This window comes from Streptomyces olindensis (genome assembly GCF_040645895.1).
In the GTDB taxonomy this organism is placed as follows: domain Bacteria; phylum Actinomycetota; class Actinomycetes; order Streptomycetales; family Streptomycetaceae; genus Streptomyces; species Streptomyces olindensis.
Map to the genome: position 1 here is coordinate 1 of NZ_JBEYZD010000027.1, position 24,412 is coordinate 24,412.

The window sequence follows — 24,412 nt, forward strand, 5'->3', positions numbered from 1 at the left end:
GTGGGCTGCACGTCCCAGGAGGAGGCCCCGGCGTCCTCCGCGTCCCCGGCGTCCTCCGCGGGCTCCTCGTCGTCCTCGTCCGCCGCGTGCGCGGACCCTGTTCCGTTTCCCTCGCTACTCCGGCGGCGCCTCGGAGGGGCCGGGCTGCTCCGCCGCCCCCACCGCCGTCGCCCCGCGCGGCCGCACCGCGTGGCGCAGCGCGGACTCCCGCGAGTACGCCCGCAGATACCCGGCGACCGTGTTCGTCACGGCCACCAGCGGCACGGCGACCACCGCACCCCCGATCCCGGCCACCATCCCGCCGCAGGCCACCGCCAGCACCACCGCCAGCGGGTGCACCCGCACCGCCCGCCCGAGGATGAACGGCTGCAGGATGTGCCCCTCGATCTGCTGCACCGCCAGCACGACCACCAGCGTCATGACCGCCGTGAACACTCCCTGGGTGACGAGCGCGACGACCACCGCCAGCGCCCCGGACACCACCGCACCCACCAGTGGGATGAACGCGAACAGGAAGATGAACACGGCCAGCGGCACGGCCATCGGCACATCGAGGAAGTAGATGCCGAGGCCGATGAAGATCGCGTCGATCAGCGCCACGATCACCGTGCCCCGCACGTACGCCGTCAGCGTCCGCCACGCCGCGGGCCCGGCCCCGGCCACGCCCGGCCGCGCCGCCGCCGGGACCAGCTTCAGCGTCCACTGCCAGATCCGCTTGCCGTCGTAGAGCAGGAACAGCGTGCAGAAGACGGCCAGCAGGATCCCGGTCAGGGCCTCCACGACGACCGTCACGCCCTCCAGCCCCGCCGAGGTGATCTGGTCGGTGTTGGCGCCGACCGCCTCGCGCAGGTTCTTGGCGATCTCGTTGATCTGCTTGTCGGTGACGTGGAACGGGCTGTTCAGCAGCCAGTTCCGCAACTCGTCGATGCCGTCCTGGATCTGGCCCGAGAGGTCGTCGATGTTCTCCATGACCTGCCAGGTCACGAACCAGCCGATGAGGCCCATGACGACGAACCCGAGGATCGCCGTCAGTGCCGTGGCCGGCCCGCGTGGCACCCCGTGCCGCCGCAGCCGCGCGACCGTCGGCTGGAGCAGCGCCGTGATGAGCAGGGCGATGACGAAGGAGAGCACGACGAGCTGGACGGCGCTGATGACCCGCATCAGCACCCACAGGGTGCCCGCGAGGACCAGCAGCCGCCAGCCGGCCTCGGCGGCGACGCGCACGCCCCACGGCACGGCGAGCGCGGGATCGGGGCGGGCCGGGACGTCGGGCGCGTAGTCCGGGGGCGGTGGCACGTGCTCGTCGGACGGGGACCGGGACTCGATGTCGTCCCGCTCCCGTTCGGCCGCGGCACGGCGTTCGTTGTACCGCTCGCTCATCTCGGTCAGTCCGGCACCGAGCCGGCCGAGCCACCCTGGCACTCGCGACATGATCCGTCCTTTTCCCCCGTCTCCGCGCACCACTCCGCCCGAAGTCGTCCGCGTCCGACCGTACATGGCCGCGAGCCCCGCACCGTACGACGGTGCGGGGCTCGCGGGAAGGAGAGGATCGGCCCGGGGGCCGGTCGGCTCAGTACCAGTTGTTGGCCTGCCAGAACGACCAGGCGTCACAGGGGCTGCCGTAGCGGTCGTTCATGTAGTTCAGGCCCCACTTGATCTGGGTGGCCGGGTTGGTCCGCCAGTCGGCGCCGACGGACGACATCTTGGAGCCGGGCAGTGCCTGGAACATGCCGTAGGCCCCGGAGGAGGGGTTGACCGCCTTGTAGTTCCAGTCGGACTCGTGGTCCACGATGTTGCTGAAGCACTGGAACTGACCCGCCGGCACCATCTGCCGCGCCATCGCCTGGATCTGGGCGATGGTGTAGGAGGTCGCGACGGGGAAGTCGGAGATGTCCTTGGAACGGCTGGCCGCTTCCTTGGCCTCCGCGCGCTCCTTGGCTTCCTTGGCCGCCTTCTCGGCGGCTTCCTTCTTGGCGATGGCCGTCTCGGCGGCAGCCTTGCGGGCGGCCTCCTCGGCGTCCTTCTTCGCGCTCGCGTCCGCGGCGATGGCCTGTGCGTCGGCCTGCTGCGTCAGGGACGCGGTCTGCACCTGGGCCTGCTGGCCCGCGGGGATGTCCGCGAGCAGCGTGGCGCCGCTTGCCGTCGCTTCGGCGTCGTTGTTCTGCGCGGTGCTGCCCGAGGCAACGCCGACGACGCTTCCGACAGCGGTGACCGCCGTGGCCGAGGCCACTGCGAATCCCCGGACCGAGATCCGGCTCACACGGTTTCCTTCCAGCATCGCCCGCTTCGGTGACCCTCGCGGACGCAATCGTGCCCCTGGCACTGGCCTCCCCAACTGCGGGGTCACGGGAGGCGCGGGCCCGGTGGGCAACTCCCCGGGGGGAGTGCCGCGTGGTGCTCGGGCGGCATACGACGACGCTATGCAGTTGATGCTGTTGCTTTTGTGGTGCCGTACCGCTGGGGGTACAGGTGTGTCGTATGCGGGGCCTGACAGGAGTGAGACTCTGCCGTAACCCGATGGGGCAAGGCAATTCCGAGTTGCGTGTGAAAGCTCACATCCCGTTTGACGCTGGAGATTCACAGAAACACCCACACGCGAAGACGCCGCCCGGCTAGGCTCTTCGCCTTTCCGGACGGCGCCAACTCGTGCGTAACCACCCCTCCTTGGGGTGGGTCGGTCAGATCTGCCCGTCTTCGAGCATTTCGGTCACAAGGGCGGCGATCTGGGACCTCTCGGACCGCGTCAGGGTCACGTGCGCGAAGAGCGGATGCCCCTTCAGCTTCTCCACGACGGCGACGACACCGTCGTAGCGGCCGACCCTGAGGTTGTCCCGCTGGGCCACGTCATGGGTGAGAACCACCCGTGAATTGGCCCCGATCCGGGACAGAACGGTGAGAAGCACATTCCGTTCCAGCGACTGCGCCTCGTCGACGATCACGAACGCGTCGTGCAGCGAGCGGCCGCGGATGTGCGTGAGCGGCAGCACCTCCAGCATCCCGCGCGCGGTGACCTCCTCGATGACCTCCCGGCTGGTGACCGCCGACAGCGTGTCGAACACCGCCTGCGCCCAGGGGCTCATCTTCTCCGCCTCGGTACCGGGCAGATAGCCGAGCTCCTGCCCGCCCACCGCGTACAGCGGACGGAAGACCATCACCTTCTGGTGCTGACGGCGCTCCAGCACCGCCTCCAGACCGGCACACAGCGCCAGCGCCGACTTGCCGGTGCCGGCCCGGCCGCCCATCGACACGATCCCGACGTCCGGGTCGAGCAGCAGGTCGAGCGCGATCCGCTGCTCGGCGCTGCGGCCCTTGATGCCGAACGCCTCCCGATCCCCGCGCACCACCCGGATGTTGCCCTCGGGCGTGACCCGCCCGAGCGCCTTGCCGCGCTCCGACTGGATCATCAGACCCGTGTGCACCGGCAGGTCGGCGGCCTCGGGGACGTGGACCTGCCCCTCCTCGAAGAGGATGTCCACCTGCTCGCCGGACAGGGTCAGTTCGGACATTCCGGTCCAGCCGGAGGAGTCCGTGATGGCGAGCTCCGCGCGGTACTCCTCGGCGAGGAGTCCGACGGAGGACGCCTTGATCCTGAGCGGGAGGTCCTTCGACACGACGGTGACGTCGAACCCCTCGGCCTGCAGATTGCGGGCGACCGCGAGGATGCGGGAGTCGTTGTCCCCCAGGCGGTAGCCGCTGGGCAGCACGCTGGGGTCCGAGTGATTGAGCTCGACACGGACGGTTCCGCCGAGGTCCCCGGTCGGGATGGGGGCATCGAGGCGGCCGTACCGCACCCGGTAGTCGTCGAGCAGACGCAGGGCCTGCCGGGCGAAGTAGCCGAGTTCGGGATGGTTCCGCTTGGCCTCCAGTTCCGTCACCACGACGATGGGGAGCACGACCTCGTGCTCGTCGAAGCGGTTCAGGGCGTTCGGGTCGGCCAGCAGGACGCTGGTGTCGAGAACATAGGTGCGCCGGTCGGGCTTGTGGCGCTTTGTGCTGGTCACCACGGAAGGACGTACCCCCTCGGATGAGGTCGGGGAGCGACGGAGTGGAAGCTGGGCCGGGAGGGGTGGGAAAAATCCCGACCGGTCGTCGGCCGCCCTGCGCGGGCCGAGAACCGGCCCTCCGCCTCTTCGTCCGTGCTGTGACCGCACGATCGGGCTGGTGCAAAGGGCCTCCCGGGCGGACGGCCCCGTGCCGTCCGCTGAGATCCGACACCCGTGGTTCGGGCGTCGACCTGACTGGCTTATGCCCTCGAACGAGCGTCGCCATGCCACGGCATATGACGGCGGGTCGGTGAACTCCGTGTTACACGCGTCTTCGAAGGGGTACCGGGAGGGGTTGCGACCTGCGGCGTCGTGCGTCCGCGAGGCCCCGCGACGGGTGCGTCAGCCGCCGTAGCGCCGGTGGCGGGCCGCGTAGTCGCGCATGGCGCGCAGGAAGTCCACCTTGCGGAAGGCCGGCCAGAACACGTCGCAGAAGTAGTACTCGGAGTGCGCGGTCTGCCAGAGCATGAATCCGGACAGCCGCTGCTCGCCGCTGGTGCGGATCACCAGGTCGGGGTCGGGCTGGTCGCTCGTGTAGAGGTGACGCCCGATCATGTCGATGTCGACGGCCTCGGCGAGCTCCTCCAGCGAGGTGCCCTTGTCCTGCGCGTCGAGCAGCATGGACCGTACGGCGTCGGCGATCTCCTGGCGGCCGCCGTAGCCGATGGCGACGTTGACCAGTATCCCGTCGACGTGCGCGGTGGTCTCCTCGGCCTCCTTGAGGACCGTCTGCATCCCGGACGGCAGCAGGTCGGGCGTGCCGACGTGGTGCACGCGCCAGCGGCCGTCGGCGGCCAGGGTGCGCACGACGTCCTCGATGATGCCGAGCAGCGGGACGAGCTCTTCCTGCGGCCGGTCGAAGTTGTCCGTGGACAGCAGCCAGAGGGTGACGACCTCGACGTCGGTCTCGGTGCACCAGCCGAGAAACTCCTCGATCTTCCCGGCCCCGGCCCGGTGGCCGTCGACGGTGCTGGATCCGGCCGCCTTCGCCCAGCGCCGGTTGCCGTCCATGATGACGCCGATGTGCTTGGGCACCTGAGCGTGGTCCAGGTGGCCTTCCACCCGGCGTGCGTACAGCCTGACCAGCAGGCCGCGCAGCTTGTCGCGCAGGTTCACGAGATTGTCAGCCCCTCCGTACGGATCGGACAGGCCGCGGCATGCGGCCCGGTCGTGGCCGCGGGCGGTCCCTGCCCGTTGGAAGTCCCCGGGGGCGAAGCCTACCCCCGTCGGCGCCCCGGGCCGTTAACGGGTGCGGAACGAAAGGTTCCGGCCGAGGCGCGATGCGCCCCCGGCGCACAAAAGAAACGGGCCGGTCCGTGGGGGGGAGACGGACCGGCCCGAGGGGGGGTTTCCACCATAACCCTTCGTGAGTGATGCTGCGTGCATCGGCGTGCCACAACTACTCTCCGGAGCCGTCCGGCGACGCCGCGGTGGCCGCGGAAGCCGGCGTTCCCGGCTCGTCTCTGGCCGAAAAGAGGCCGCTGCGCAGGGGAATCGTGGGCCCTGGGGCAGGATCGCGAGGATTTGCCGCATCTTGGGGTCCGCTCGGCGACTTGTCCCGACGTCCCTCCGACGGGTGACCCCGGCCGCGAACACCCGCTTGACCCCGGCGGCCGCTCAACGCAGGCCCCGCCCCGGCCCGACCCGGAGGCCCCGGCACCGCGCAGCCCCCTCCACTGCGCGGTACGGCCCGCGCAGCTTTGCTTGCGCGAATTACCTTGGTCTGAACTTACGTGAGCGGCGGCGAGGAGGCGAGCCGCCGGCGATAACGATGTGAAAAAGCTCGTCGGAAGATGCGCAAGGTGAGGGGGTGAAACGGGTGAGTCGCGGCCTCACGACAGATCAGGCTGGAAGAGGACAGAATCTGTCCTCTTCGAGGTCTAGCGTCGCCCTATGACGACCGCGAGGATCACATGGGACGCCGCGAGCGCGCGGCGGATGGAGCGGCAGTTCCTGGCCAGACCGGCCGACGGCGGCACATCGGCCGCCGACGTCGTCGCCGAGGTGGTCGGCGCGATGGCGGGCGCGCACGCGCAGGTGCCGTCCGCGGCCGAGGTGTCGGTCGGGATGCGGGCGAGCGGGGTGACGCGGGCGGACGTACGGGCCGCGCTCTGGGAGGAGCGGTCCCTGGTCAAGACGTACGGCCCGCGCGGCACGGTCCATCTCCTCCCGGCGCGGGAACTCCCCCTCTGGTCGGCCGCGTTGAGCGCGGTTCCGGTCGGGCCGAGTCCGTTCCCGCCCGAGGTGCGGCTCACCGACGAGCAGGCCGAGCAGGTCGTGGCGGCGATCGGGGACGCGCTCGACGGCAGGTGCCTGACCGTCGACGAGCTGACCGAGGAGGTCGTGGCCCGCACGGGCCCGTGGGCCGGGGACCGGGTGATGCCGGCGTTCCAGGACCTGTGGCCGCGCTGGCGGCAGGTGCTGCACCGGGCGGGCTGGGCCGGGACGCTGTGCTTCGGCCCGAACCGTGGACGCAGGACGACGTACACGCGGCCGCCGTACGCCGGAGGGCGGACGGACGCCGGGCGGCGGACGGACGCCGGGCGGCGGACGGACGCCGCGGAGGTGTTCCGGCACTTCGTCGGCCGCTATCTGCACGCCTACGGTCCGGCCACCCCGCAGCACTTCGCGAGGTGGCTGGGGGCACCGCCCGGCTGGGCCGCCGACCTGTTCCGTGAGCTGGCCGCCGGGGGCGCTGTCGAAGCGGTCGACTTCGAGGGGACGCCGGCGTGGGTGGCGGCGGGTGACACCGAGTTCCCCGAAGGGCCCGCGCGGGGCGTGCGGCTGCTGCCGTACTTCGACGCGTACGTCGTCGCCGCGCAGCCCCGCGAGCGGCTGTTCCCCGGCAGGGCGTACCAGCGGGCCCTCGCGGGCGGCCAGGCGGGCAACCATCCCGTGCTGCTGGTGGACGGGGTGGTGGCCGGGGTGTGGCACCAGCGGCGCCGGGGCCGTCGTACGACCGTCACGGTCGAACCGCTCGACCGGCTGACGGCACGGCAGGAGAGGGAGCTGGCCGGGCAGGTGGAGCGGGTGGGGGAAGTGCTGGAGGCTACGGCGGAACTGGTGGTGGGAGAGGTGACGGTGGGGCCGCACGCGTGATGCGCGGGCCGCCCGGTGTCTACGGCTTGCGTGCCTCGAAGAGGTGGCGGGTGCTGTGGGCGACGAAGGGTCCTTCCGCCCGGATCAGCTCGTGCAGCGCGCGGAGTTGCGGCTCGTACGCCTCGACGGTGAAGCCGGGGACCATCCACACCACCTTGCGCAGGAAGTGCACGACCGCCCCGATGTCGTGGAACTCCATGCGCAGCCGCTCCGCCCGCAGATCGACGACGTCCAGCCCGGCGGCCTCGGCGTCGGCGCGCTCACGCTCGGGACGGCGGGCGCCGCGCACCTCGTCCGGCTGGGGCCCGAGGAAGTGCTCGACGAGTTCGAAGACGCTGCTCGGGCCGACGTGCTGGGCGAAGTACGTTCCTCCGCTCCGCAGGACGCGGGCGATCTCGGGCCAGTGCGGTCGCACGGGGTGGCGGCTGACGACCAGGTCGAAGGCGCCGTCGGCGAAGGGCAGCGGATCGTCCTCCGGGACGGCGACGACGGCGACTCCGCGCGGACGGAGCAGCGCGGTCGCCTTGGCGACGTTCGGCGGCCAGCCCTCGGTGGCGACGGTCAGCGGGGGCCGCTGCGGGGCCCTGACGAGGGCGAAGTCCAGCACCTCGCCACCCCCGGTCTGGACGTCGAGCACGGCGCCCGCCCGGCCCAGCCGCTCGGCCATCGACACGGCGTACCCCCAGGAGGGCCGGGCTTCGGTCGCCCGTCCTTCGAACCAGGAGAAGTCCCAGCCTTCCGTGGGCGCGGAGGCACCTTCACCGACGAGGTCTTCGAAGGTGCGGTGGTGGGGGTGCGGGTTCTGCTGCTCCTGCATGGGAACGGCACTTCTCCTTGTCGGTCGGACGGACGGTCGGTCAGGCGGTCGGACGGACGGCATCTTGTCGGTGGTCGGGGGTGGTCGTCGGGGGGGGATGGCCGCCGGTCAGAGGTGCGGCAGGAGGGCCGCGTAGGCCGCGTGGACGGTGGGGGCGTCGAGGAGGTCGGGGCCGGGCGCGGCGGGGGCGGCGGCACGGGCCATCGTCCAGCTGTCCATCAGGAGCCGGCTGAAGGCGGCGAGCGGTCCTCCGACGGGCCCCTCCCGGCGGGCCCACCGCTCGGCGACGAGCCCGCCCACCCCCGGCACGTTCTCGACGCCGCGCCACATCGGATCAGCCGCGGCGTAGACCACCTGCCGGACGTGGCTGTGCATCAGCGCGCCGCTGCACAGCAGGCAGGGTTCGAGGGTCGTGTACAGCCGTAGGCCGTCGTCGGCGCGGGCGCCGGTCGGCAGCTGGGCGAGCGCGTTGACCTCGGCGTGCGCGATGGCCGTACCGGCGAGTTGCCCCGGCGGGGCCGTGGTCTCCTCGCTCCGGTTGCGCCCGGTGGCGACGACGCGCCCGTCGGCATCGACGAGGACCGCGCCGACCGGCCGGCTGCCGGCCCGCAGGGCCTCCCAGGCGAGCTCGAAGGGCAGCTGCCAGGGCTGGGGCAGCGCGCTGGGATGTCCCGTCACAGCGCCCCGCTCTCCGGCGTCCCGATCTCCGGCGACCGGCTCTCCGGCGGCCGGCTCCGGCGGTCAGTCGAGGACGAGCAGGACATGGTCGTCCTCGCCGTGCCGGACGGTGCCGGTGCGGCGGAAGCCGTGCTTCTCGACGAGACGGATGGAGCCGGTGTTCCCGCTGAAGGGATCGGCGTACAGGGGCCGGTTCTCCTCCTTCTCCAGGAAGAGGCCCAGGGCCCTGCTCCCGATGCCGCGTCCCCAGTACGGGCGTCCCAGCCAGTAGCCGATGAAGCGGCGGTCCCCGTCCCACCAGGCGACGATGCTGCCCGCGACGGCGCCGTCCACGGTGACGGTCTGCACGAAGCAGGTGTCGTCGACGAGGATTCTGGTCTTCCAGTGCCGCAGGAACGCCTCACGCGGCCGGGGAGTGAACCTCGACCGGCGCACGGCTTCCGGCTCGTGCTCGTAGGCCAGGAAGAACTCCAGGTCGGCTTCCACCACGTCGCGCAGCCGGACGTCCACGTCGTCATCGCTCATGCCCGGAGTGTGGCAGCAGCCACTGACAACCGGCCTTCTCCCAGCACCCCTCAGGGAACAACCAGCACCCCTCAGGGAACAAGCGGACGCACTTCCTCCGCCACGAACCGTACGAACCCCTCCGGGTCGGGCTCGTCACCGGTGGGCTGGAGCACCACGCTGTCGGCCCCGGCCTCGGCCAGCCTCTCCACGGCCTCGGCGACGGCCCTCGCGTCCCCGGCGACACCGAGGTCCGGAACGGACTCCAGCCCCTCGGCGACCAGCTCGGCACGCAGCCGGGCGTCCGCGTCGGCCCCGGTGGCGGCGAGGAGGTAGACGACGACCTGGTGCGGCCCGTCCCCCCGCCCGGCGGCCTCCCGGCCCTCCTGGACGAGCCGGAGCGCCTCCCGCACGCCCTCCGCGTTGGTCCCGGCGGTGAGGATGGTCCCGTCGGCGGCCTCTCCGGTGAGCCGCAGCGAACGCGGCCCGGTGGCCCCGGTCAGCACGCCGCTCCCGCCGCCCTCCGGCGGCCAGTCGAGCCCGACGTCGTCGAGCCTGACGTACCGCCCGTCGGTCGTCACCCGCTCCCCGCCCAGCAGGGCGCGCAGCGCGACGAGATGCTCCCGCAACAAGGTCACCGGCGACTCGACACGGGCACCGACCTGCCCCATCCAGTCCTGCACTCCATGCCCCACGCCGACGATCGCCCGCCCCGGGAACATCCGGTGCAGCGAGGCGATCTCCATGGCGGTGATGGCGACGTTCCGCAACGGCACGGGCAACAGCCCGACCCCGACCCGCACCCGCTCGGTCCACGCGAGCGCGGCGGCGGCGGTGGAGACGCCGCCCTCGCGGAAACAGTCTCCCCAGAGCCAGAGCTCCTCGAGGCCGGTCTCGTCGGCGAGTCGGGCCACAGAGTGGAGGCGTTCGGGGGCGAGTTGGGGACGGAAGACAGCGCCGAGTCCGGTCATCCACCCTTCCTAACCGGAGGGGGAACAGACGGGCAAGCCAATTCTGTGCGCGCGGGGAACACTTCGGCTTCGCTGCCGGACAAACACCGTTTGTACGAGCCTGTAACTTCTGCGGAAAAGGAGCCTGTCTGCGGACAGACGGCCCCACGCACTACCAAGAGGAAGTGGTTCATGAGTTCTCAGGTGAAGTCATTCGGTTTCGGAATGCCATGGGAGTCGTTGTACGGCTACAGCCAGGCCACCCAGGTCGGTGACACGGTCTACGTGTCAGGGCAGCTGTCCCATGACGGCCACGGCAACTTCGTGGGTGCGGGCGACTTCGAACTGCAGGTCCGAACCACGCTGGAGAATCTGGACCTGGTGCTGAGGCAGTTCGGGGCCGAGCGTAGCCAGATAATGGAGACCACGGTGCTGGTGAGAAACCTGCGGGAGAACTTCGACACGACAGCACGCCTCCACGCCGAATACTTCGGAGAGCACCGGCCCGCGAGCACGGTCATGGGAATCTCCGACTTGGCACTGCCGGACCAACTCGTCGAGATCGGAGCGCTCGTACGTCTCGACGCGAAGCCGTAGGCAGGAGACTCGGCGTGTGGCCAGGGGCCTAGGGTTCGGGCAATCGGCGGCACGGCGGTAAGGGGTCCGGATGGGGCGGCAGTGGCGGGACGGGCGTGGGGAGTTGGTCGTGCGCGGGAGCGACGGGGCGCCGGGCGTGCGCGTGCCGTTGGAGATCGCCGCCTCCTACCGGGCCCGTACGAAAGGGCTGTTGGGCCGGGACTCCGTCGAGGGGGCGATTCTGCTGTCCCCGGCCAACAGCGTGCACACCTTTCGTATGCGGATGCCGATCGACGTCGCCTATCTCGACCGCCACCTGCGTGTCATCGCCGTGCGCACCATGGTGCCGGGACGGTTGGGAATGCCTCGGCTGCGGGCTCGGCACGTGGTGGAGGCGCGGGCCGGGGCGATGGGTGAGTGGGGGGTGCGGGAAGGGGCGCGGGTGGAGGTCGTCGTCGCCGCGGGTGGAGGGTAGGCGGGCAGGCATCCCGGGATGCGCGATCACCGGGGGCTGGCCAGGGGAGCACCGAGTCGCTGCAGGGGGAGGCGTCATACCGTCCACTGCCGCGCGACCTCCCTCGCCGTGGTCGGCAGGCTCGGGTCGGAGGCAAGTCGCAGCAGGGCCTCACGGCTGTCCGGCACGTCATCTGTGCGGTGGAGGAACCAGATGGCCTCCTCGACCGCGCTACCGCGCCGGACAGACCGCTCCGCGAGTGCGGCCGCCCAGACGGCCGGCGTCGACAGAGCTTCCGGTTCCTTGTGGCCGTCCACCCCTTCCACATGTGGGAGATCCGCGAGCCAGCGGAAGACGGCGGCGGTGACCCGGTCCGCGATCCTCGCGCACCAAACCCCGGCGAAGGACTCGGCGTCCGTGCCGCGCAGGTCGAACCCCAGCGACTCGCACTCGTGCCACGCCTCGTTCATCCGCTCGCGAGTGACCAGCCGTGGGTACGGCATCAGGGCACGCACGACCTCGGCCATGGCGTCCCAGTCCACTGGTGCGCCGCCGTACGACCGCCCGACGCCCGGCGCGCGTTCGACAGCCAGAGAAGCCTCCAGTGCCGAACGCGCCCGGGTAAGGCTCTTGCCGTCCGGCGCGGTCGCTCCCCAGGCGAAGTCGTTCCGCCAGGAATGGGGAAGGTTCCGCAGCCCGTCGGGGAGCAGAGGCCTCTCGTCCCGGGGAACTTCGCGGACCCGAGTCTCGTACAGCGAACGGCGCAGCCTGAGAAGCCGGGAACGCACAAACGGCCGGAGATCCTGGACCTCGGCGTCGCGTACGAGATCCAGCAAAGCGTCTTCGCCCCGTGGACGGCCGAGCGAAACCAGCACGCGCACCGCCGCCTCCGCCGCCAGGCCCACCCGCGTGAACCCACGCGCGAGCAGCGCGATGTCTTGCATCTCCGGATCGCTCAGCGATCCGGAAACGGTCGCACGCTCGATGAAGGCGAAGGCGTCGTGCGCCAGCGCCTGCCGCACGGAGGCGGCCCATTCCGCCGCCACGGTGTCGATCTGCTGCTCTGTCGGTGGCGCGGACACCGTGGGGATCCTCATGTCGGCCCACACACCGACCACCTGCGCCACTCTTTGCCGGGTGACGTGGGACGTGGTCGGCATGATCCGGGTCAGCCAGGCGTCTGCCTCGTCCAGCGTGTGATCATCGCGGTCGTCATAGAAGTCCCGCAGTTCCTCGTCCCAGTCGTGCACGCTCTGCCGTCGCTCGGGCAGGCAGACACGCAGCACATGCCGAGCCTGCTCGCGTCTCTCCTCCGTGGGCGCGAGTTCCTCCAGGGTCTGCGATCTGCGGTATGTCAGGTCGTTCCAAGGCGGTGGCAGCTGCCGCATGGCAGCGGGCAGCAGGTAGACGTCCACCAGTCGTTCTCCGTTCGCGCCCGACGGAATCCCGATGCGTCAGCTTCACGAGACGCCCAGGTAATCCATCGCATCCTGCGGGGTCTTCATCCTGGACCAATCCATGGAGCCTGCCTGCTTCCGGGCCTGGATCTCCGCCTCCATCCGCTTCAGCCGGCTCGGGGATATGTCCGTGCCGGCGATACGTACCGGCACCCCGTTCTTCGCCATCGTTCCGGCCGGTGTGCCTTGAGGCTTGTACTTGACACCGTCCCGTTTTCCGCTCTTGTATCCGCTGAAGATGTTGGTCCATTTCTCGGTGGTCTCGATCTCGACGCGGGTCGCCCTTCCCGCGCCGACCTTGCCCTGCCACTCGGCCAGGTCCTCGATCTGGCGTTCGAAGTCGGCCTTGATGGTGGCGTTCCCCGTGTTCTTGACCTCCACGGCGTGGACCTTGCCGTCCGTGCCCTTGTAGAGGACGTCGGCGTCGTTGATCTCGGAGATGTTCACCGATTCGCCGTTGCCGAGATCGATGTCCTCCTTGCCGAAGTCCCTACCGACAGCGGTGTGCACCGCCGTGCCGGGGGCCGCCTCGTTGTCGGCGGCTCGCTGGACCGCGTTCAGCTCAGCCCGTGCCTGGCTGAGTTCGTCAATGTTCTTGGCGTTCGTGACCTTGCTGGTCAGCGACGAACGTGCCTCTTTGGAAACGTTCTTCGTGCCGGCCAGTTTCGCGATGTCGTCCAGCGCCCTGGCCACATCCGCCTTGCCGATCTCCTTCTTGTCCGGGTCCGGGTCGTCCTGCGCCCGCTGAACGAACTCGTCGATCTTCCTCGGCGCGTGCTGGACGCCTTCGTCCTCGAGTGCCTTCTTGGCGGCATCCTGACGATCCGCCAGCTCGGCTCCGTCGGCGATCCGGTCGGCCTCGTCGGCTTGCTCGCGAGCGTCCCGAGCCTGCTGCTCTACTTCGTCGTCGCAGCCTCCCTCAGCGAGGATGACGTACGGGGATCCGCCAGCCGCGATGACCGTCGTACCGGTACCGGGAGAGCCGGTGAGGCCGGGGCCATACGGGACAGTGGGGCGGGGGGCGGAGAGAGTGCAGCCGGACGCCCTGGCCTTCTTCCGGGCGTCGTCGGCGGCCTCGTCCGCGTCGTCCGCCGCCCTGCGTGCGGCGTCGGCGTCGCCCGTCTTCGCTGCCTCGCGCGCCTTCTCGGCCGCTTCAGCCGCCTTGTCGAGGGATGCGCCGACCTCGGCCAGATCCTTGAACTTGGTGAACTTGGTGATGGTCTTCGGACTGAACACGCCGACGACACCGACGAGGGTGTTGCCGATGGAGGCGCCGTAGTTGCCCTTCTCCCAGTTCTCCTTGTCGACGAGCGTGTCGCTCGCCAGATCGGACACGAAGTCCTCGGGCGAGTTGATCCAGCCCCACACGGAGGAGACGTGGTTTCCCTTGTCCCACTCCTTGCCCAGTTCGCCGGCCTTGTCGCCCCACCAGCCGGTCGTGTAGCCCTTCAGGCCGTTCCAGCTGTCCTTGATCGAGCCGACCGGGTCGTCGACGACGTCCATCGTGCCGGCCAGGAAGCTCTTGGTCGGCGCCACGAAGAAGCCACGGACATGGTCCATGAACGTCTCGTCGTGGCGCTCCTGGTCATGTACGTCGTCCCAGAGCGACCTCTGGTCGAAGGGGCCCGGAGCGAGCGGTACGGTGTCGTTCGCCCCCGCGCCGTCATAGGTGATGATCTGGGCCGAAGCGGATCTGCCGCCGCCGTCGGTACCACCCGAACCGCCCCGGGTGTCTGCTCCGCCATCGCCGTCCGCGCCTTCCCGGCCGCGGGAATCGGCGCCCGGGCTCGTACCGGTACCGTCGTCCACCCCGCCGGGGCCGGTGCCGGTGCCGTCCGCGGTGTCGGTGTCCGAACCGCCGCCCTGCCGGTCGCCGCCGTCTGCCGCACCGGTCTCCGTACCGTCGCCCTGCGACGCGGGGCAGGCCATGCCCGTCACCGAGCAGACCGCCGACTGAACGCCGTCGGAGATACGCCCGCCGAGCCCGCCCACCGACAGCGCGACGATGATGGCGGCGACCACCGCGACGAGCCCCGCGTACTCCACCGCGGTCTGGCCCTCGTCCCGCTGCCAGCGGATCATCCTCGCCAGACTGAACTCCCGGCGCTGCTCCCGCTCCTCGGGCGGGAGCGCGAACCACTCCCGCGACCTGGTCCGGCACAACAGTACGATCACCGCCACCGGCATCGCCGCCTGCGTGATTCCCCGCGGATCACCGTGCGACAGCGTGCCCAACGACAGCCACACGATCCACGCCTGTACGGCGATCAGTGCGCGGCTCGTCCACACCCCGCCCCGCCACAGGTGCCGGGCCAGGCAGACTCCGGCCGCGCCGGGCAGCGAGTCGTACACCAGGATCCCGAAGATCTCGCCGGAGTAGTACGACACCACCGACAGCACGGTGACCGCGTACAGCGCCGTCAGCGCGAACTGCACCCACAGCAGCGCCTGCGCCCAGCCCAGTTCCCTCGGAAACGGCGAACGCCGGTCCCAGGACGGACTGTTGTGTGCACCCCACGTTCCACTCGGGGGTATGTGGTCACCGGCAGGGGACATGCTTGACCTCGGCTCGTAAGCAGCAGTTCAAGGCGGACACCAGGCCGAGGCTAAGAAAAGACGATCAGGCACGCATGGGCCCGTGGCCCCAACCCTGGGCCCACGTGAAGCGCAGGGGGGGCACGGTCACGGCGGGGCCCGTCCTCGCCGACGGTGGCGCGAGACGGGCCTCAGGTGGGTCGGTGGTGACTCAACTCTCCGAGCGGGGGAAGGAGACCTCGACCCGGCGGTTCTTCTTGCGGCCGGACTCCGTGGAGTTGTCGGAGATCGGGTACTGCTCGCCGTAGCCGCGTACCTCGTAGGTGACGTTGGAGTCGTTCAGTTCCTGGTCCAGGATGTTCTGGACGGCGTCGGCGCGTTTCTTGGACAGGACGTCGCCGTGGGCGGAGGAGCCGAGGTTGTCCGTGAAGCCGAAGACGCGGATCTTCGTCGCGTTCTGCGTCTTGATCTCCTCGGCGATCGCGGAGATACGGGCTTTCGCCTCTGCGCTGAGTTTCGCGCTGTCCTTGCCGAAGAGGACCTCGGCCTGGAGGGCGAACTTGACGTCGGCGTTGGTGTCTTCGCGGCGTTCGTCACCGCTTTGGTCTTCGACGACCTGTTTGATGTCGAGGACTTTGGGGGTGGCGAGGGTGGCGCCGTCCGGGATCTTCAGGTCAGGGTCGTTCGGGTCGAGTTCGACGGGTGCGGTGGCGGTCGCCTCGGTCCCTGGGGGCACGCTGGGGCCGTCTTCGGCGTGGGCCGACACCGCTCCGAAAAGGTTCGCGGCAACCATGAGGGTGGCTGCGGTGAGGGTCAGGGCGAGGCGGGGTGTTCCCACCAGGGCTGGAGTGCGGGTGACGGTCATGGAAGGCCTCACCCGGAGATCGTGATGGTGGCGGTGGGGAAGCCCGGAAGCTGCAAGCCGACTTCAGTGGTGCTGGTCGGCGGAGACGGGAACTGCATGAACACCGGTACCGATTCGCCGGCTTTCAGGGTGGGCAAGCCTGTTGTGGTGAGGGGGCGGCCGTCCGTGTCACGAAGGACGTAGTAGCGCTTCTTGCCCTTCGAGTCCACCAGCGTGGCGCCGCCCAGTGAGCTGCCGTTCTTGATGATCTCGGTTTCGTTGCCGCTCAGATTCGAAGGGACGACCACTGTCTCCGAACCGTCGTTCTTCAAGTTGCCGTTCACTGTGATGAATCCACCGGAGTCACGGGCGGCAGAAGTGACTTGAAGGAAGAGTCCCTGCGGACCTTTCAACTCGGCCAGCGGCTCGGAAGACGTCTCCTCCTGGGCACTCGGCTTGGATCCGTTGTCCTTGGAGGCGGATGCCGACTTCTCGGGCTTCTTGTCGTCGCTACCACCGCCGCCGCAACCGGCCACACCGAGGGCCAAACCAGTCGCAACGGTCAGTGCGACCATCCCCCTGCGGGCCTTCGCAGTGAACCGAATGCTCATCTCTCTGCTTCCTTCATCACTCGTTGTTCGCTTGTGGTTCGGCCAGGTGGACGTCGAAGAGATCCTCAGGTTTCGGAAGTAGTTCGGGATCATCCACGTCCAAGTCCCATTCCCTGTCGTCCTCACAGGTGAGCGCAGGCAGCGCTTCGTCATCGCCGCCTTCGCCCGGGAGCTCGAAGGTGCACAGACGCTCGATCACCGCAGTGGCGGTCGCATTGGCCTGCTGCTGCTCCGTGCCGGGGACGATGGATTCTCCTACGGACTTGTTCGTCTCGACCTCGACCGTGAACCCCAAGGGACCATCGGGTACGCAACCAGCACCGGCGATCTGGGCATCGTTCTGTGCGGCCAACTGGTGCGCACGCCAGCACGAAGGGGTGAGCCCTTCTGCATTTCCCTCGAAGATTTGCTCCCACTTGGTCGGATCGAGCAGTTCCTTCACCCACGCATCCGCGAGTTGGTCCCGCCGGTCCTGCGCTGCTGCGAGAGCCGCCGCATCGGCAGCCGTCTGCGCACCGTTCCGATTGGCTGCCGCCTGGCCGACCGCGAAGTATGCGAACGCGAGAAAGAGCAGGCTTCCCACCACCGTGATGTAGATGGGGAAAGCCTGCCCTGAATCGCCGTACCTGCGAGTCCGCGTCAAGGGGCAACCTTGGCAACCTGTGCCTTGATCTTGTCGAGGATCGTCTGCCCAATGTCCGTACCCGTGATCGCCAGCACGATCGCCACCACCACCGCGATGATGCCCAGATACTCGACCGCCGTCTGCCCCTTGTCGCCGGCGCGGCGCTTCATCGCCTCGGTCGTCGTGTTCTTCCAGCCGTTCACACGGACCTTGGTCGCGACGGCGGTCTTCAGCATCAGGTCGCTCATGGCGTTCCCCTCCGGTTGCGGCTGTGGCGCTTTCGACACGAGGAACGTACGGCGGAACGTGCTGTCCGCCGGAGGGCCCCAGGGCCCAATTCCGGGCCCAATCGTGCAGGCCCATCCGGCTGTCCCCCCAACCCGTCACCGAAAGTCACCTCAGCCCTCGGTGTGAGTCCGGTGCCGTGCCGATCCATTTCGCGGCGGCCTCGGAGCGGCTGGTGCTGTGCAGTTTGGCGAAGATCCGGTTGATGTGGTTCTTGACCGTCTTCTCGCTGATGAAGCACGCGGCGGCGATCTGCTGGTTGTTCATGCCGGACGCGATGAGGTCCATGATCTCCGCCTCCCTCGTGCTCAGTTGGAACCGCGACCTGTCGGGAGCGACCGGACGGCCACTCCCCCACCCAGACGAAGACTGTCCCACATTCGGTTGCACCTGCGAAAGGTTTTCTGAAGAAGTGGAAGTGAGCGGCGCGGGGTGGACGGGTAAATCCGCTGGTTGAGAGAGTGTTTGGGGGTGGATATGCGGCTGCGCGGAGGAAGTTATTCCGTATGCAGTCGCACTTGACGACTGGCCCAGGCCGTCGGGGAGCGCCTGGTCCGGCGGGGCCTGGTGGCTGCGGAGCTGGGCCAGGAGGGCGCTCGCCGCCGTGGACGTGAAGTGAGCCCGGCCCTCCTTGATGTCCCGTACCGCCTCGACCAGTTGGTCGGCGGTGAACTCGCCGTGGACCAAGTAGCCGCCCGCTCCCCGGCGCAGGGCCTCCTGGACGATCTCCGACTCCCTGCTGTACGTCAGCATCACGACCGAGGCGATCCGCACCAGGTACGGGAGGGCCGAGATGCCGTCCAGGCCGGGCATGCGGACGTCGAGGAGGACGACGTCCGGACGGTGCTGTTGCGCTGCCTCACAGGCCTGACGGCCGTCCGCGGCCTCCGCCACGACCTCGATGTCCGCGCGGCCGGAGAGCAGGGCGGTGAGGCCGGCCCGGACCACGGGGTTGTCGTCCGCCACGACGACCCGGAGGCGGTGTGCCGGCGGTGCGGCGAACGGGTTCTGGGGTGGTGGCGGCGGCTGACGGCGTGCGCCGGGGTGGTGTGCGGTGGGGTCCGGCATCAGGGCCTCCTCTCGGGTCGTGGGGTCATGCGGTGGGTGCGGTGGGTGCGGTCAGGGCCGCCAGGGGGAGTTCCAGGCGGACCTCCGTGCCCTTGGCGTGGTCGCCTCGGCCTATACGGATCCGGGCGCCCACCGAGGCGGCGCGTTCGACCATGCCGACGAGCCCGAAGTGGCCCGCGCGGCGGAGGTGTTCGAGGGTGGTGCCCGGAGGGAGGCCGCGACCGTCGTCGTGGACGCTGATGTGGAGCAGGTCGCCGTGGACGCCCGCGTGGACGTCCACGCGGGTCGGTCCCGCGTGGCGGTGGGCGTTCTCCATGGCTTCCGAGGCGATGGTCAGGAGCTGGCGGGCCACAGCCGGCGGGACGGGCGGTACGGCGTGGTCGCCGGTGGGGTGGTATACGGCGGTCAAGCCGGTGCGGGTGCTGAAGTCGCGTGTGCGGGCCGCGAGTTCGACCAGGACGTCGGTGGCTTGAGCGGGGTCCGACTCGCGGCGCAGGTCGGCCAGCAGTTCCCGGGACTCCGCAGCGGCCCGGCGGGCAGATCGGGCGACCAGGGCCGCCTGTTGTCTGATCAGGGCCGGATCGATGCGGTCGGCTCCCGCCGAGCCTGCGAGGCCGTCCGCTGCCAACGCCACGCCGTGCAGGGTCTTGGCGACCGAGTCGTGCATCTCGCGGGCCAAGCGGGCGCGTTCGGCGCTCACCGCTTCGGTCACCGCGAGGCGGGCCTGGACGGTGGTGAGGGCCTGGGTGGCGGCGCCGAAGCGGAGCATGAGGTTGCGCAGGCTGGAGCCGACGGCCCCGGCGATGACGCAGAGTCCGGGGAGGAGCGACGACTCGGCCAGGCCTGGGTGCGGGTTCTCCTGTGCCGCGTGGATGAGGAGGAGCAGCAGGGCCTGGAGGGAGGCGAAGACGGCCGCGCCTCGCCAGCCGTAGACCAGGCCGGCGAGGAGGGGGGTGCAGACGCTGACGTAGGCCAGGGTGCTGTCGGGGCCCGCGGAGATGAGGAGCAGAGCGCCGAAGAGGGTGTCCGCCGCGAGGAGGGTGGGGTGGCGGAGGAGGAGAGGGCCGAAGCGTTCCCAGTCCCTGAAGAGGACGTAGGAGGTCATGAAGGTCACGACGACGGCCGCGCCGACGAGGCGGGTGGGGAGGCCGGGGTTGGCGTTGACGAGGGCGGTGGGGGTGGCGAGGGCGATCATGGCCAGGCGGAAGCCGAAGACCTGGCGGCACATGGCCTGGAGGGCGTTGACCTGGATGCCGATCGCGGGGTTGGGGGAAGCGGCGGTGGCCTGGCCTTCGGCCGGCGCCGGGTTTCCGTCGATACTGCCCGTGCGGCTCTCGTCGACGGGTGCCGGGGGTCCCTGTGCGGGCAGCGGTGGCACGGTGGGCACCGAGCCGTGGACGGTGGGCACCGAGCCGTGGACGGTGGGCACCGAGCCGTGGAGGGTGGGCACCGCCCCGTCGACGGCTGACAGGCCGTTCGCAGGTCCTTCCGGCCCGACGCCGGCCTCGCGTTCCCGACCGCCGTTCCCCACCTGCCCCTCCGGACGGCCTGACGCCACCTGCCCCTCCGGACCGCCTGACGCCACCTGCCCCCGCCCTGGCACAGCCACCCCGAGCACAGCCACGCCGGGCACAGCCACCCCAAGCACAGCCGGCCCAGTCGCTCGCGGCCCCGCCCCGTCCCGATCGCCGCCCCCGTCCTCTCCCCCTTCGATCCGCGGTGTCGGCTCACCGCCCACCGCCTCCCAGCCCGGCGGCAGCGCGGGTGTCACGGACGTCACCGGGACGTCCGACGCGCCCGTGCGGGCGTGTGCCGGCAGGACCGTGCCCGCCGGGGGCGTCGTGATCTCCGGTGTCCTACCGGCGCGGCGGCGACGGCCCAGCAGTCCGCTGCGTTCCCCTGTCATCGACATGTGCTGTCGCCCCCTCCCCTACTTCCCCGTCACCGAGCCGAAGTCCGTGCCCGAGCCGAGGATCAGGCCCGCGCCGAGGAGGAGCATCGTGGCCGGGACCATGAAGGTCGTGATCATCATCGTGGCCTTGGGGACCGCCCGAGCCGCCTTCCTCCTGGCGTTCTGGGCATCCGTACGCCGCATGTCCTTGGCGAGGGCCACCAGCGTGTCGACGATCGGCGCGCCCAGTTCCTCACCCTGCTGCAACGCCGTCACGAACATGGCGACCTGCTCCGAGTCGTTGCGCCGTCGCAGTTCCGCGAAGGCCTGGCGGCGGCTCATGCCGAGGTCCATCTGGCGCAGGGTGATGCGGAGTTCGTCCGCCCAGGGGCCCTCGTACTTGGACGCGACCCGGTCCAGGGCCTGGCGGAAGCCGAGGCCCGCGCTCACCACGACGGCCAGGACGTCCAGGAAGTCCGGCAGGGTCCGTTCGATGACGTCCTTGCGGATGCGGATGGCCGACCAGATGCCGACCTCCGTCCAGAACGCCCCGAAGGCGAGCAGGAGGAGCGCCACCAGGAGCTGGCCCCTCATCAGGAACACCAGGAAGCCGACGCCGCCCAGGGCCCCGTACACCGCCCGCCGCGCCGCGTAGCGGTCGATCGTCAGACCGCCCGGGTTGCCCGCCAGGTCGATCTTGCGGCGGTACTTCGCCACCTGTTTGGGGCCCATCAGGCGCAGCACCGCGGGGGCGTACCGCATGCCCATGCGGTCGATGAGCGAGTCGACCGCGCCGGTGCGCGTGGAGCCGACCTCCAGGGCGAGCGCGAGGTCGCCGGGGAGTTTGGCCTCGGCGCGGTACATGCGGATGCCGGCGAAGACGCCCCAGACGCCGATACCCACCAGCAGGGCGAGAAGCAGTCCCATGGTTGCCTCCGTGCTTCTCAGACGTCGATGCGGGACAGGCGGCGGATGAGGACGAAGCCGACGGCGTAGAGCGAGAAGGCGATGATGACCGCCGCCTGGCCGAAGGGGGAGCCGGTCATGCGGTCCAGGGCGCCGTCCTTCACCCCGTCCATCAGGAACAGGGAGCCCACGCCCAGTACGGGGACCGCGTACGACGTCATGTTCACCTGCGACAATTGCGTCCGGACCTCCCGCCGCGTCTCCTTCCGCTCCTCCAACGTCTCCGTGAGGTTCCGCAGGGCGCTCACCACCTGGCCGCCCGCCCGGTTGGACAGCACCAGCGTGGTGACGAGGACGACCAGTTCACGGGACGGGAGTCGGTCCGCCATCTCGCTCAGCGCGTCGTCCATCGAGGCGCCGACCGCCAGCTGCGCCGACACCTTGCCCAGTTCCTCGCCCGCCGGGGCCTCCATCTCCTCCGCCGCCATCCCGATCGCCGTACGCAACGCCAGCCCCGCCTGCGTCGCGTTCGCCAGGATCCGGGACATCTCGGGGAGCTGGTTGATGAACTTCTCGATGCGCTTCTGCCGCTGCCAGTTCAGGAACTGGATCGCCACCCCGATGCCCAGCAGGCCCGCCAGCGGTCCGAAGAACGGTGCCAGTGCCGCCTGGCCGATCAGCCACAGGCCCGCGACCGTCGCCAGCATGTAGACGAAGAACTCACCCGGCGTGATGTCCAGGCCGGTCGCCGCCAGGCGGAGTTCCAGTTTCCTGCCGGGCTTGGTGCGGCGCAGGCGGCGGTCGATGCCCCGGAAGTGGCGGCGGCGGCCGGCGGCCGGGAGCCGGCCGGTGGCGGACAGGCGGTCGACGAGCGCCTGCCGCTGTGCCTTGCCCGTGGCGTAGGAGTGCAGGCCGGCGACCGCGAGGACGCACGTCAGCAGGGTGATGCCCGTGGTGAGCGTGATGAGCGATTGCAGATCCATCGGTCGGTCCTACCTGGCTTCTCGGGTGGCTAGCTGGTCCGCGGACCCGGCGATGCCGAAGGCCTGCGGGATGGGCTGGCTCGCCATGTACAGGCGGTCGGCGGTGCGGCGTGGGAGGGGGTAGTGCTCGAAGCCGCCGTAGATGCGGCCGTCGGCCGACATGGGCTGCGCGTGGAAGCGGGCGACCGTGACCAGGCGGTACGGGTCGCTGCCGTGGCTGTCCATCAGTGCGATCTCGGTGATGCGGCGGGCGCCGTCCGCGAACCTCGTCAGCTGGACGATGACGTCGACGGCGCTGTTGATCTGGTCGTGCAGGGCGACGAAGGGGATCTCCACGTCCGACATGGACGCGAGGGTCTGCAGCCGCATCAGCGCGTCCTCCGCGCTGTTGGCGTGGACGGTGGCGAGCGAGCCGTCGTGGCCCGTGGACATCGCCTGGAGCATGTCGAGGGACTCGCCGCCGCGGACCTCACCGACGACGATCCGGTCGGGCCGCATGCGCAGGGAGTTGCGGACCAGGTCGCGGATCGTGACCTGGCCCTTGCCCTCGACGTTCGGGGGCCGCGACTCCAGGCGGATGACGTGGGGCTGCTGGAGCTGGAGTTCGGCCGAGTCCTCGATGGTGATGATGCGTTCGCCCTCGGGGATCAGGCCGGAGAGCGCGTTGAGGAGGGTCGTCTTGCCGGTGCCCGTCGCGCCGGAGACGATGACGTTGAACTTCGCCTGCACCAGGCCCGCCAGCAGGTACAGCATGTGCTCGTCGAGCGAGCCGAGGCCGATCAGTTCCTGGAGGGTGAAGGAGCGGGGAAATCGGCGGATCGTCAACGTCGCGCCGGTCAGGGACAGCGGCGGGATGATGACGTTGACGCGCTCCCCGGACGGGAGGCGGGCGTCGACCATCGGGTTCGACTCGTCCACCCGCCTGTTGACCGTCGAGACGATCCGCTCGATCGTCTGCATCAGCTGGTCGTTGGAGGCGAAGCGCAGGGGCAGTTGCTCGACCCGGCCGCCGCGCTCCACGAAGATCGCGTCCGGGCCGTTCACCATGATCTCGGTGATGGAGGCGTCCTCCAGAAGGGGCTCCAGGATGCCCAGGCCGAGGGCCTCGTCGACGACCCTGCGGATCAGCTGTGAGCGCTCGACCGTCGACAGGACGGGGCCCTCGCGGCTGATGATGTGCCCGAGCACCCGCTCCAGCCGGGCCCGGCGCTCGGCGGCGGCCAGCGAACTCATCTCCGCGAGGTCGATCTCCTCCAGGAGCTTGGCCCGGTAGGAGGCGACCATGTGGCCGTCCTCGCCCCGGTTGCCGTGCTCCTCGGGGGTGTTGATGCGTGCTCGCAGGCTCATGAGTCCGGTGCTCCTCGCTCGTTGCTCAGTGGTCGCGCGGCATCGTGGCGGTCTTGACGGCGGGGTCGAACTCCCAGCCCGGCACGAGGGACGGGATCCGCACGGTGGCCGTGACCGTGACCTCGTCCGCGCCGATCGACGCCGGGCAGCTGGTGCCGTCGGCCAGCCAGCTGCTGACCGCCGCCCGGCAGTCCGCCTCGTACGGGCCGTCCAGCGACGCGCTGCGCGCCCCCGTCCGGGCGGCCGTGCCCGCCTGCTGGGCCGTGTAGGCGATCAGGCCGAGCTGCACCGCCGCGAGCGCGACGATCAGCAGGATCGGCAGGAAGCCGAGGAACTCGATGGCGACCTGGCCGCGGTCGCGGCCCTTGTGGGGACGAGCCATGTCAGTCCGCCTCCTCGACCGCGCCGGCGTGGCCCTTGACGGCGTACGGGAAGGACAGCGTGCCCGGGAAGAGGACCGGGACCTCCAGGCGCACGTCGGCCGTCACATAGCCGGAGCCGCCGCAGGTGACCGTGGCGCCGGATCGCCACGCCTCCGACAGGTGTCTGAGCCCGGCCTCCTGGCAGGCGGCCTGCCGCGCCCCGGGCTCGGCCGCCGTTCCGGCCCGCACCGCCTCGTCCGCGGCGTTGCCCGCGAGGATGAACGTGTAGCCGACGAGGACGACCTGCCACAGCGCGATCAGGGTCACGATGATCGTCGGTGTCATGCCGAGGAACTCGATGGTGACCTGCCCCCGGT

The 24,412-nt window shown here is 70.2% G+C and carries 24 protein-coding genes; 3 read left to right on the forward strand and 21 right to left on the reverse strand.

Annotated features, from left to right (window positions below; genetic code table 11):
* Positions 1-114: 114 nt before the first annotated feature.
* The 4 genes from ABZ948_RS19105 to ABZ948_RS19120 all read right to left on the reverse strand — a co-directional run bounded on the left by ABZ948_RS19105 (position 115) and on the right by ABZ948_RS19120 (position 5,159).
* Positions 115-1,431: an AI-2E family transporter gene (locus tag ABZ948_RS19105; RefSeq protein ID WP_359760981.1), complete on the reverse strand. Its 1,317-nt coding sequence runs from the start codon at positions 1,429-1,431 to the stop codon at positions 115-117.
* A 139-nt stretch (positions 1,432-1,570) separates the two neighbouring features.
* On the reverse strand, positions 1,571-2,260 hold the full coding sequence (locus ABZ948_RS19110) for an aggregation-promoting factor C-terminal-like domain-containing protein (protein ID WP_453073815.1): 690 nt from the start codon (positions 2,258-2,260) through the stop codon (positions 1,571-1,573).
* A 418-nt stretch (positions 2,261-2,678) separates the two neighbouring features.
* Positions 2,679-4,004, reverse strand: a complete 1,326-nt coding sequence (gene phoH2, locus ABZ948_RS19115) for an RNA 5'-3' helicase PhoH2 (protein ID WP_359760985.1) — start codon at positions 4,002-4,004, stop codon at positions 2,679-2,681.
* Positions 4,005-4,385: 381 nt separating this feature from the next.
* Positions 4,386-5,159: an isoprenyl transferase gene (locus ABZ948_RS19120; RefSeq protein WP_359760987.1), complete on the reverse strand. Its 774-nt coding sequence runs from the start codon at positions 5,157-5,159 to the stop codon at positions 4,386-4,388.
* Positions 5,160-5,936: 777 nt separating this feature from the next.
* Between ABZ948_RS19120 and ABZ948_RS19125 the strand changes: the two genes are divergently transcribed.
* Positions 5,937-7,142: a winged helix DNA-binding domain-containing protein gene (locus tag ABZ948_RS19125; RefSeq protein WP_359760989.1), complete on the forward strand. Its 1,206-nt coding sequence runs from the start codon at positions 5,937-5,939 to the stop codon at positions 7,140-7,142.
* Between the two features lie 19 nt (positions 7,143-7,161).
* Here ABZ948_RS19125 and ABZ948_RS19130 read toward each other — a convergent pair whose 3' ends face one another.
* The 4 genes from ABZ948_RS19130 to ABZ948_RS19145 form a co-directional block, all read right to left on the reverse strand.
* The gene (locus ABZ948_RS19130; RefSeq protein WP_359760991.1) at positions 7,162-7,959 is read right to left on the reverse strand and encodes a class I SAM-dependent methyltransferase; all 798 of its coding nucleotides are present in this window, start codon (positions 7,957-7,959) and stop codon (positions 7,162-7,164) included.
* 108 nt (positions 7,960-8,067) lie between these two features.
* Positions 8,068-8,637 carry a nucleoside deaminase gene (locus ABZ948_RS19135; protein WP_359760993.1) on the reverse strand — a complete coding sequence of 190 codons (570 nt, stop codon included), beginning with the start codon at positions 8,635-8,637 and terminating at the stop codon, positions 8,068-8,070.
* 63 nt (positions 8,638-8,700) lie between these two features.
* Positions 8,701-9,162 carry a GNAT family N-acetyltransferase gene (locus ABZ948_RS19140; RefSeq protein WP_359760995.1) on the reverse strand — a complete coding sequence of 154 codons (462 nt, stop codon included), beginning with the start codon at positions 9,160-9,162 and terminating at the stop codon, positions 8,701-8,703.
* A 71-nt stretch (positions 9,163-9,233) separates the two neighbouring features.
* Positions 9,234-10,112, reverse strand: coding sequence for an LLM class flavin-dependent oxidoreductase (locus tag ABZ948_RS19145; RefSeq protein WP_359760997.1), 879 nt, complete (start codon positions 10,110-10,112; stop codon positions 9,234-9,236).
* Positions 10,113-10,316: 204 nt separating this feature from the next.
* Between ABZ948_RS19145 and ABZ948_RS19150 the strand changes: the two genes are divergently transcribed.
* Both ABZ948_RS19150 and ABZ948_RS19155 read left to right on the forward strand, forming a co-directional pair.
* Positions 10,317-10,688 (forward strand): RidA family protein, encoded by a 372-nt coding sequence (locus ABZ948_RS19150; protein WP_435857531.1) that lies wholly within the window; start codon positions 10,317-10,319, stop codon positions 10,686-10,688.
* Between the two features lie 70 nt (positions 10,689-10,758).
* Entirely contained in the window at positions 10,759-11,142 is a 384-nt protein-coding gene (locus ABZ948_RS19155) for a DUF192 domain-containing protein (protein ID WP_359761001.1), read from the forward strand.
* Between the two features lie 74 nt (positions 11,143-11,216).
* Here ABZ948_RS19155 and ABZ948_RS19160 read toward each other — a convergent pair whose 3' ends face one another.
* The 13 genes from ABZ948_RS19160 to ABZ948_RS19220 all read right to left on the reverse strand — a co-directional run bounded on the left by ABZ948_RS19160 (position 11,217) and on the right by ABZ948_RS19220 (position 24,380).
* A complete protein-coding gene (locus tag ABZ948_RS19160; RefSeq protein ID WP_359761003.1) occupies positions 11,217-12,536 on the reverse strand; it encodes a hypothetical protein in 1,320 nt (439 codons plus the stop codon).
* A gap of 45 nt (positions 12,537-12,581) precedes the next feature.
* Complete coding sequence (locus ABZ948_RS19165; protein WP_359761005.1) at positions 12,582-15,134, reverse strand: hypothetical protein; 2,553 nt, start codon at positions 15,132-15,134, stop codon at positions 12,582-12,584.
* Between the two features lie 190 nt (positions 15,135-15,324).
* On the reverse strand, positions 15,325-15,978 hold the full coding sequence (locus tag ABZ948_RS19170) for an OmpA family protein (RefSeq protein WP_359761007.1): 654 nt from the start codon (positions 15,976-15,978) through the stop codon (positions 15,325-15,327).
* Positions 15,979-15,986: 8 nt separating this feature from the next.
* Complete coding sequence (locus ABZ948_RS19175; RefSeq protein WP_359761009.1) at positions 15,987-16,568, reverse strand: hypothetical protein; 582 nt, start codon at positions 16,566-16,568, stop codon at positions 15,987-15,989.
* 16 nt (positions 16,569-16,584) lie between these two features.
* Positions 16,585-17,211: a pilus assembly protein TadG-related protein gene (locus tag ABZ948_RS19180; RefSeq protein WP_359761010.1), complete on the reverse strand. Its 627-nt coding sequence runs from the start codon at positions 17,209-17,211 to the stop codon at positions 16,585-16,587.
* A complete protein-coding gene (locus tag ABZ948_RS19185) occupies positions 17,208-17,441 on the reverse strand; it encodes a hypothetical protein (protein ID WP_359761012.1) in 234 nt (77 codons plus the stop codon). Before ABZ948_RS19185 ends, ABZ948_RS19180 begins: the two co-directional genes overlap by 4 nt.
* 145 nt (positions 17,442-17,586) lie before the next feature.
* The gene (locus ABZ948_RS19190; protein WP_359761014.1) at positions 17,587-18,546 is read right to left on the reverse strand and encodes a response regulator; all 960 of its coding nucleotides are present in this window, start codon (positions 18,544-18,546) and stop codon (positions 17,587-17,589) included.
* Between the two features lie 25 nt (positions 18,547-18,571).
* On the reverse strand, positions 18,572-19,996 hold the full coding sequence (locus ABZ948_RS19195) for a sensor histidine kinase (protein WP_435857532.1): 1,425 nt from the start codon (positions 19,994-19,996) through the stop codon (positions 18,572-18,574).
* A gap of 480 nt (positions 19,997-20,476) precedes the next feature.
* Complete coding sequence (locus tag ABZ948_RS19200; RefSeq protein WP_359761016.1) at positions 20,477-21,364, reverse strand: DUF5936 domain-containing protein; 888 nt, start codon at positions 21,362-21,364, stop codon at positions 20,477-20,479.
* A gap of 17 nt (positions 21,365-21,381) precedes the next feature.
* Complete coding sequence (locus ABZ948_RS19205) at positions 21,382-22,326, reverse strand: type II secretion system F family protein (RefSeq protein WP_359761018.1); 945 nt, start codon at positions 22,324-22,326, stop codon at positions 21,382-21,384.
* A gap of 9 nt (positions 22,327-22,335) precedes the next feature.
* Positions 22,336-23,673 (reverse strand): TadA family conjugal transfer-associated ATPase, encoded by a 1,338-nt coding sequence (locus ABZ948_RS19210; protein WP_359761019.1) that lies wholly within the window; start codon positions 23,671-23,673, stop codon positions 22,336-22,338.
* A gap of 25 nt (positions 23,674-23,698) precedes the next feature.
* Entirely contained in the window at positions 23,699-24,055 is a 357-nt protein-coding gene (locus ABZ948_RS19215) for a TadE/TadG family type IV pilus assembly protein (protein ID WP_359761021.1), read from the reverse strand.
* A 1-nt stretch (position 24,056) separates the two neighbouring features.
* A complete protein-coding gene (locus ABZ948_RS19220; RefSeq protein WP_359761126.1) occupies positions 24,057-24,380 on the reverse strand; it encodes a pilus assembly protein in 324 nt (107 codons plus the stop codon).
* Positions 24,381-24,412: the final 32 nt, after the last annotated feature.

Bases quoted from the DNA above. Each gene is read 5' to 3' on its own strand.
- ABZ948_RS19165 (WP_359761005.1), bottom strand. From the start codon at position 15,134: ATGTCCCCTGCCGGTGACCACATACCCCCGAGTGGAACGTGGGGTGCA.
- ABZ948_RS19150 (WP_435857531.1), top strand. From the start codon at position 10,317: ATGCCATGGGAGTCGTTGTACGGCTACAGCCAGGCCACCCAGGTCGGT.
- ABZ948_RS19125 (WP_359760989.1), top strand. From the start codon at position 5,937: ATGACGACCGCGAGGATCACATGGGACGCCGCGAGCGCGCGGCGGATG.
- ABZ948_RS19155 (WP_359761001.1), top strand. From the start codon at position 10,759: ATGGGGCGGCAGTGGCGGGACGGGCGTGGGGAGTTGGTCGTGCGCGGG.
- ABZ948_RS19215 (WP_359761021.1), bottom strand. From the start codon at position 24,055: ATGGCTCGTCCCCACAAGGGCCGCGACCGCGGCCAGGTCGCCATCGAG.
- ABZ948_RS19200 (WP_359761016.1), bottom strand. From the start codon at position 21,364: ATGGGACTGCTTCTCGCCCTGCTGGTGGGTATCGGCGTCTGGGGCGTC.
- ABZ948_RS19210 (WP_359761019.1), bottom strand. From the start codon at position 23,673: ATGAGCCTGCGAGCACGCATCAACACCCCCGAGGAGCACGGCAACCGG.
- ABZ948_RS19220 (WP_359761126.1), bottom strand. From the start codon at position 24,380: ATGACACCGACGATCATCGTGACCCTGATCGCGCTGTGGCAGGTCGTC.
- ABZ948_RS19175 (WP_359761009.1), bottom strand. From the start codon at position 16,568: ATGAGCATTCGGTTCACTGCGAAGGCCCGCAGGGGGATGGTCGCACTG.
- ABZ948_RS19205 (WP_359761018.1), bottom strand. From the start codon at position 22,326: ATGGATCTGCAATCGCTCATCACGCTCACCACGGGCATCACCCTGCTG.
- ABZ948_RS19145 (WP_359760997.1), bottom strand. From the start codon at position 10,112: ATGACCGGACTCGGCGCTGTCTTCCGTCCCCAACTCGCCCCCGAACGC.
- ABZ948_RS19140 (WP_359760995.1), bottom strand. From the start codon at position 9,162: ATGAGCGATGACGACGTGGACGTCCGGCTGCGCGACGTGGTGGAAGCC.
- ABZ948_RS19190 (WP_359761014.1), bottom strand. From the start codon at position 18,546: ATGCCGGACCCCACCGCACACCACCCCGGCGCACGCCGTCAGCCGCCG.
- ABZ948_RS19105 (WP_359760981.1), bottom strand. From the start codon at position 1,431: ATGTCGCGAGTGCCAGGGTGGCTCGGCCGGCTCGGTGCCGGACTGACC.
- ABZ948_RS19185 (WP_359761012.1), bottom strand. From the start codon at position 17,441: ATGAGCGACCTGATGCTGAAGACCGCCGTCGCGACCAAGGTCCGTGTG.
- ABZ948_RS19130 (WP_359760991.1), bottom strand. From the start codon at position 7,959: ATGCAGGAGCAGCAGAACCCGCACCCCCACCACCGCACCTTCGAAGAC.
- ABZ948_RS19170 (WP_359761007.1), bottom strand. From the start codon at position 15,978: ATGACCGTCACCCGCACTCCAGCCCTGGTGGGAACACCCCGCCTCGCC.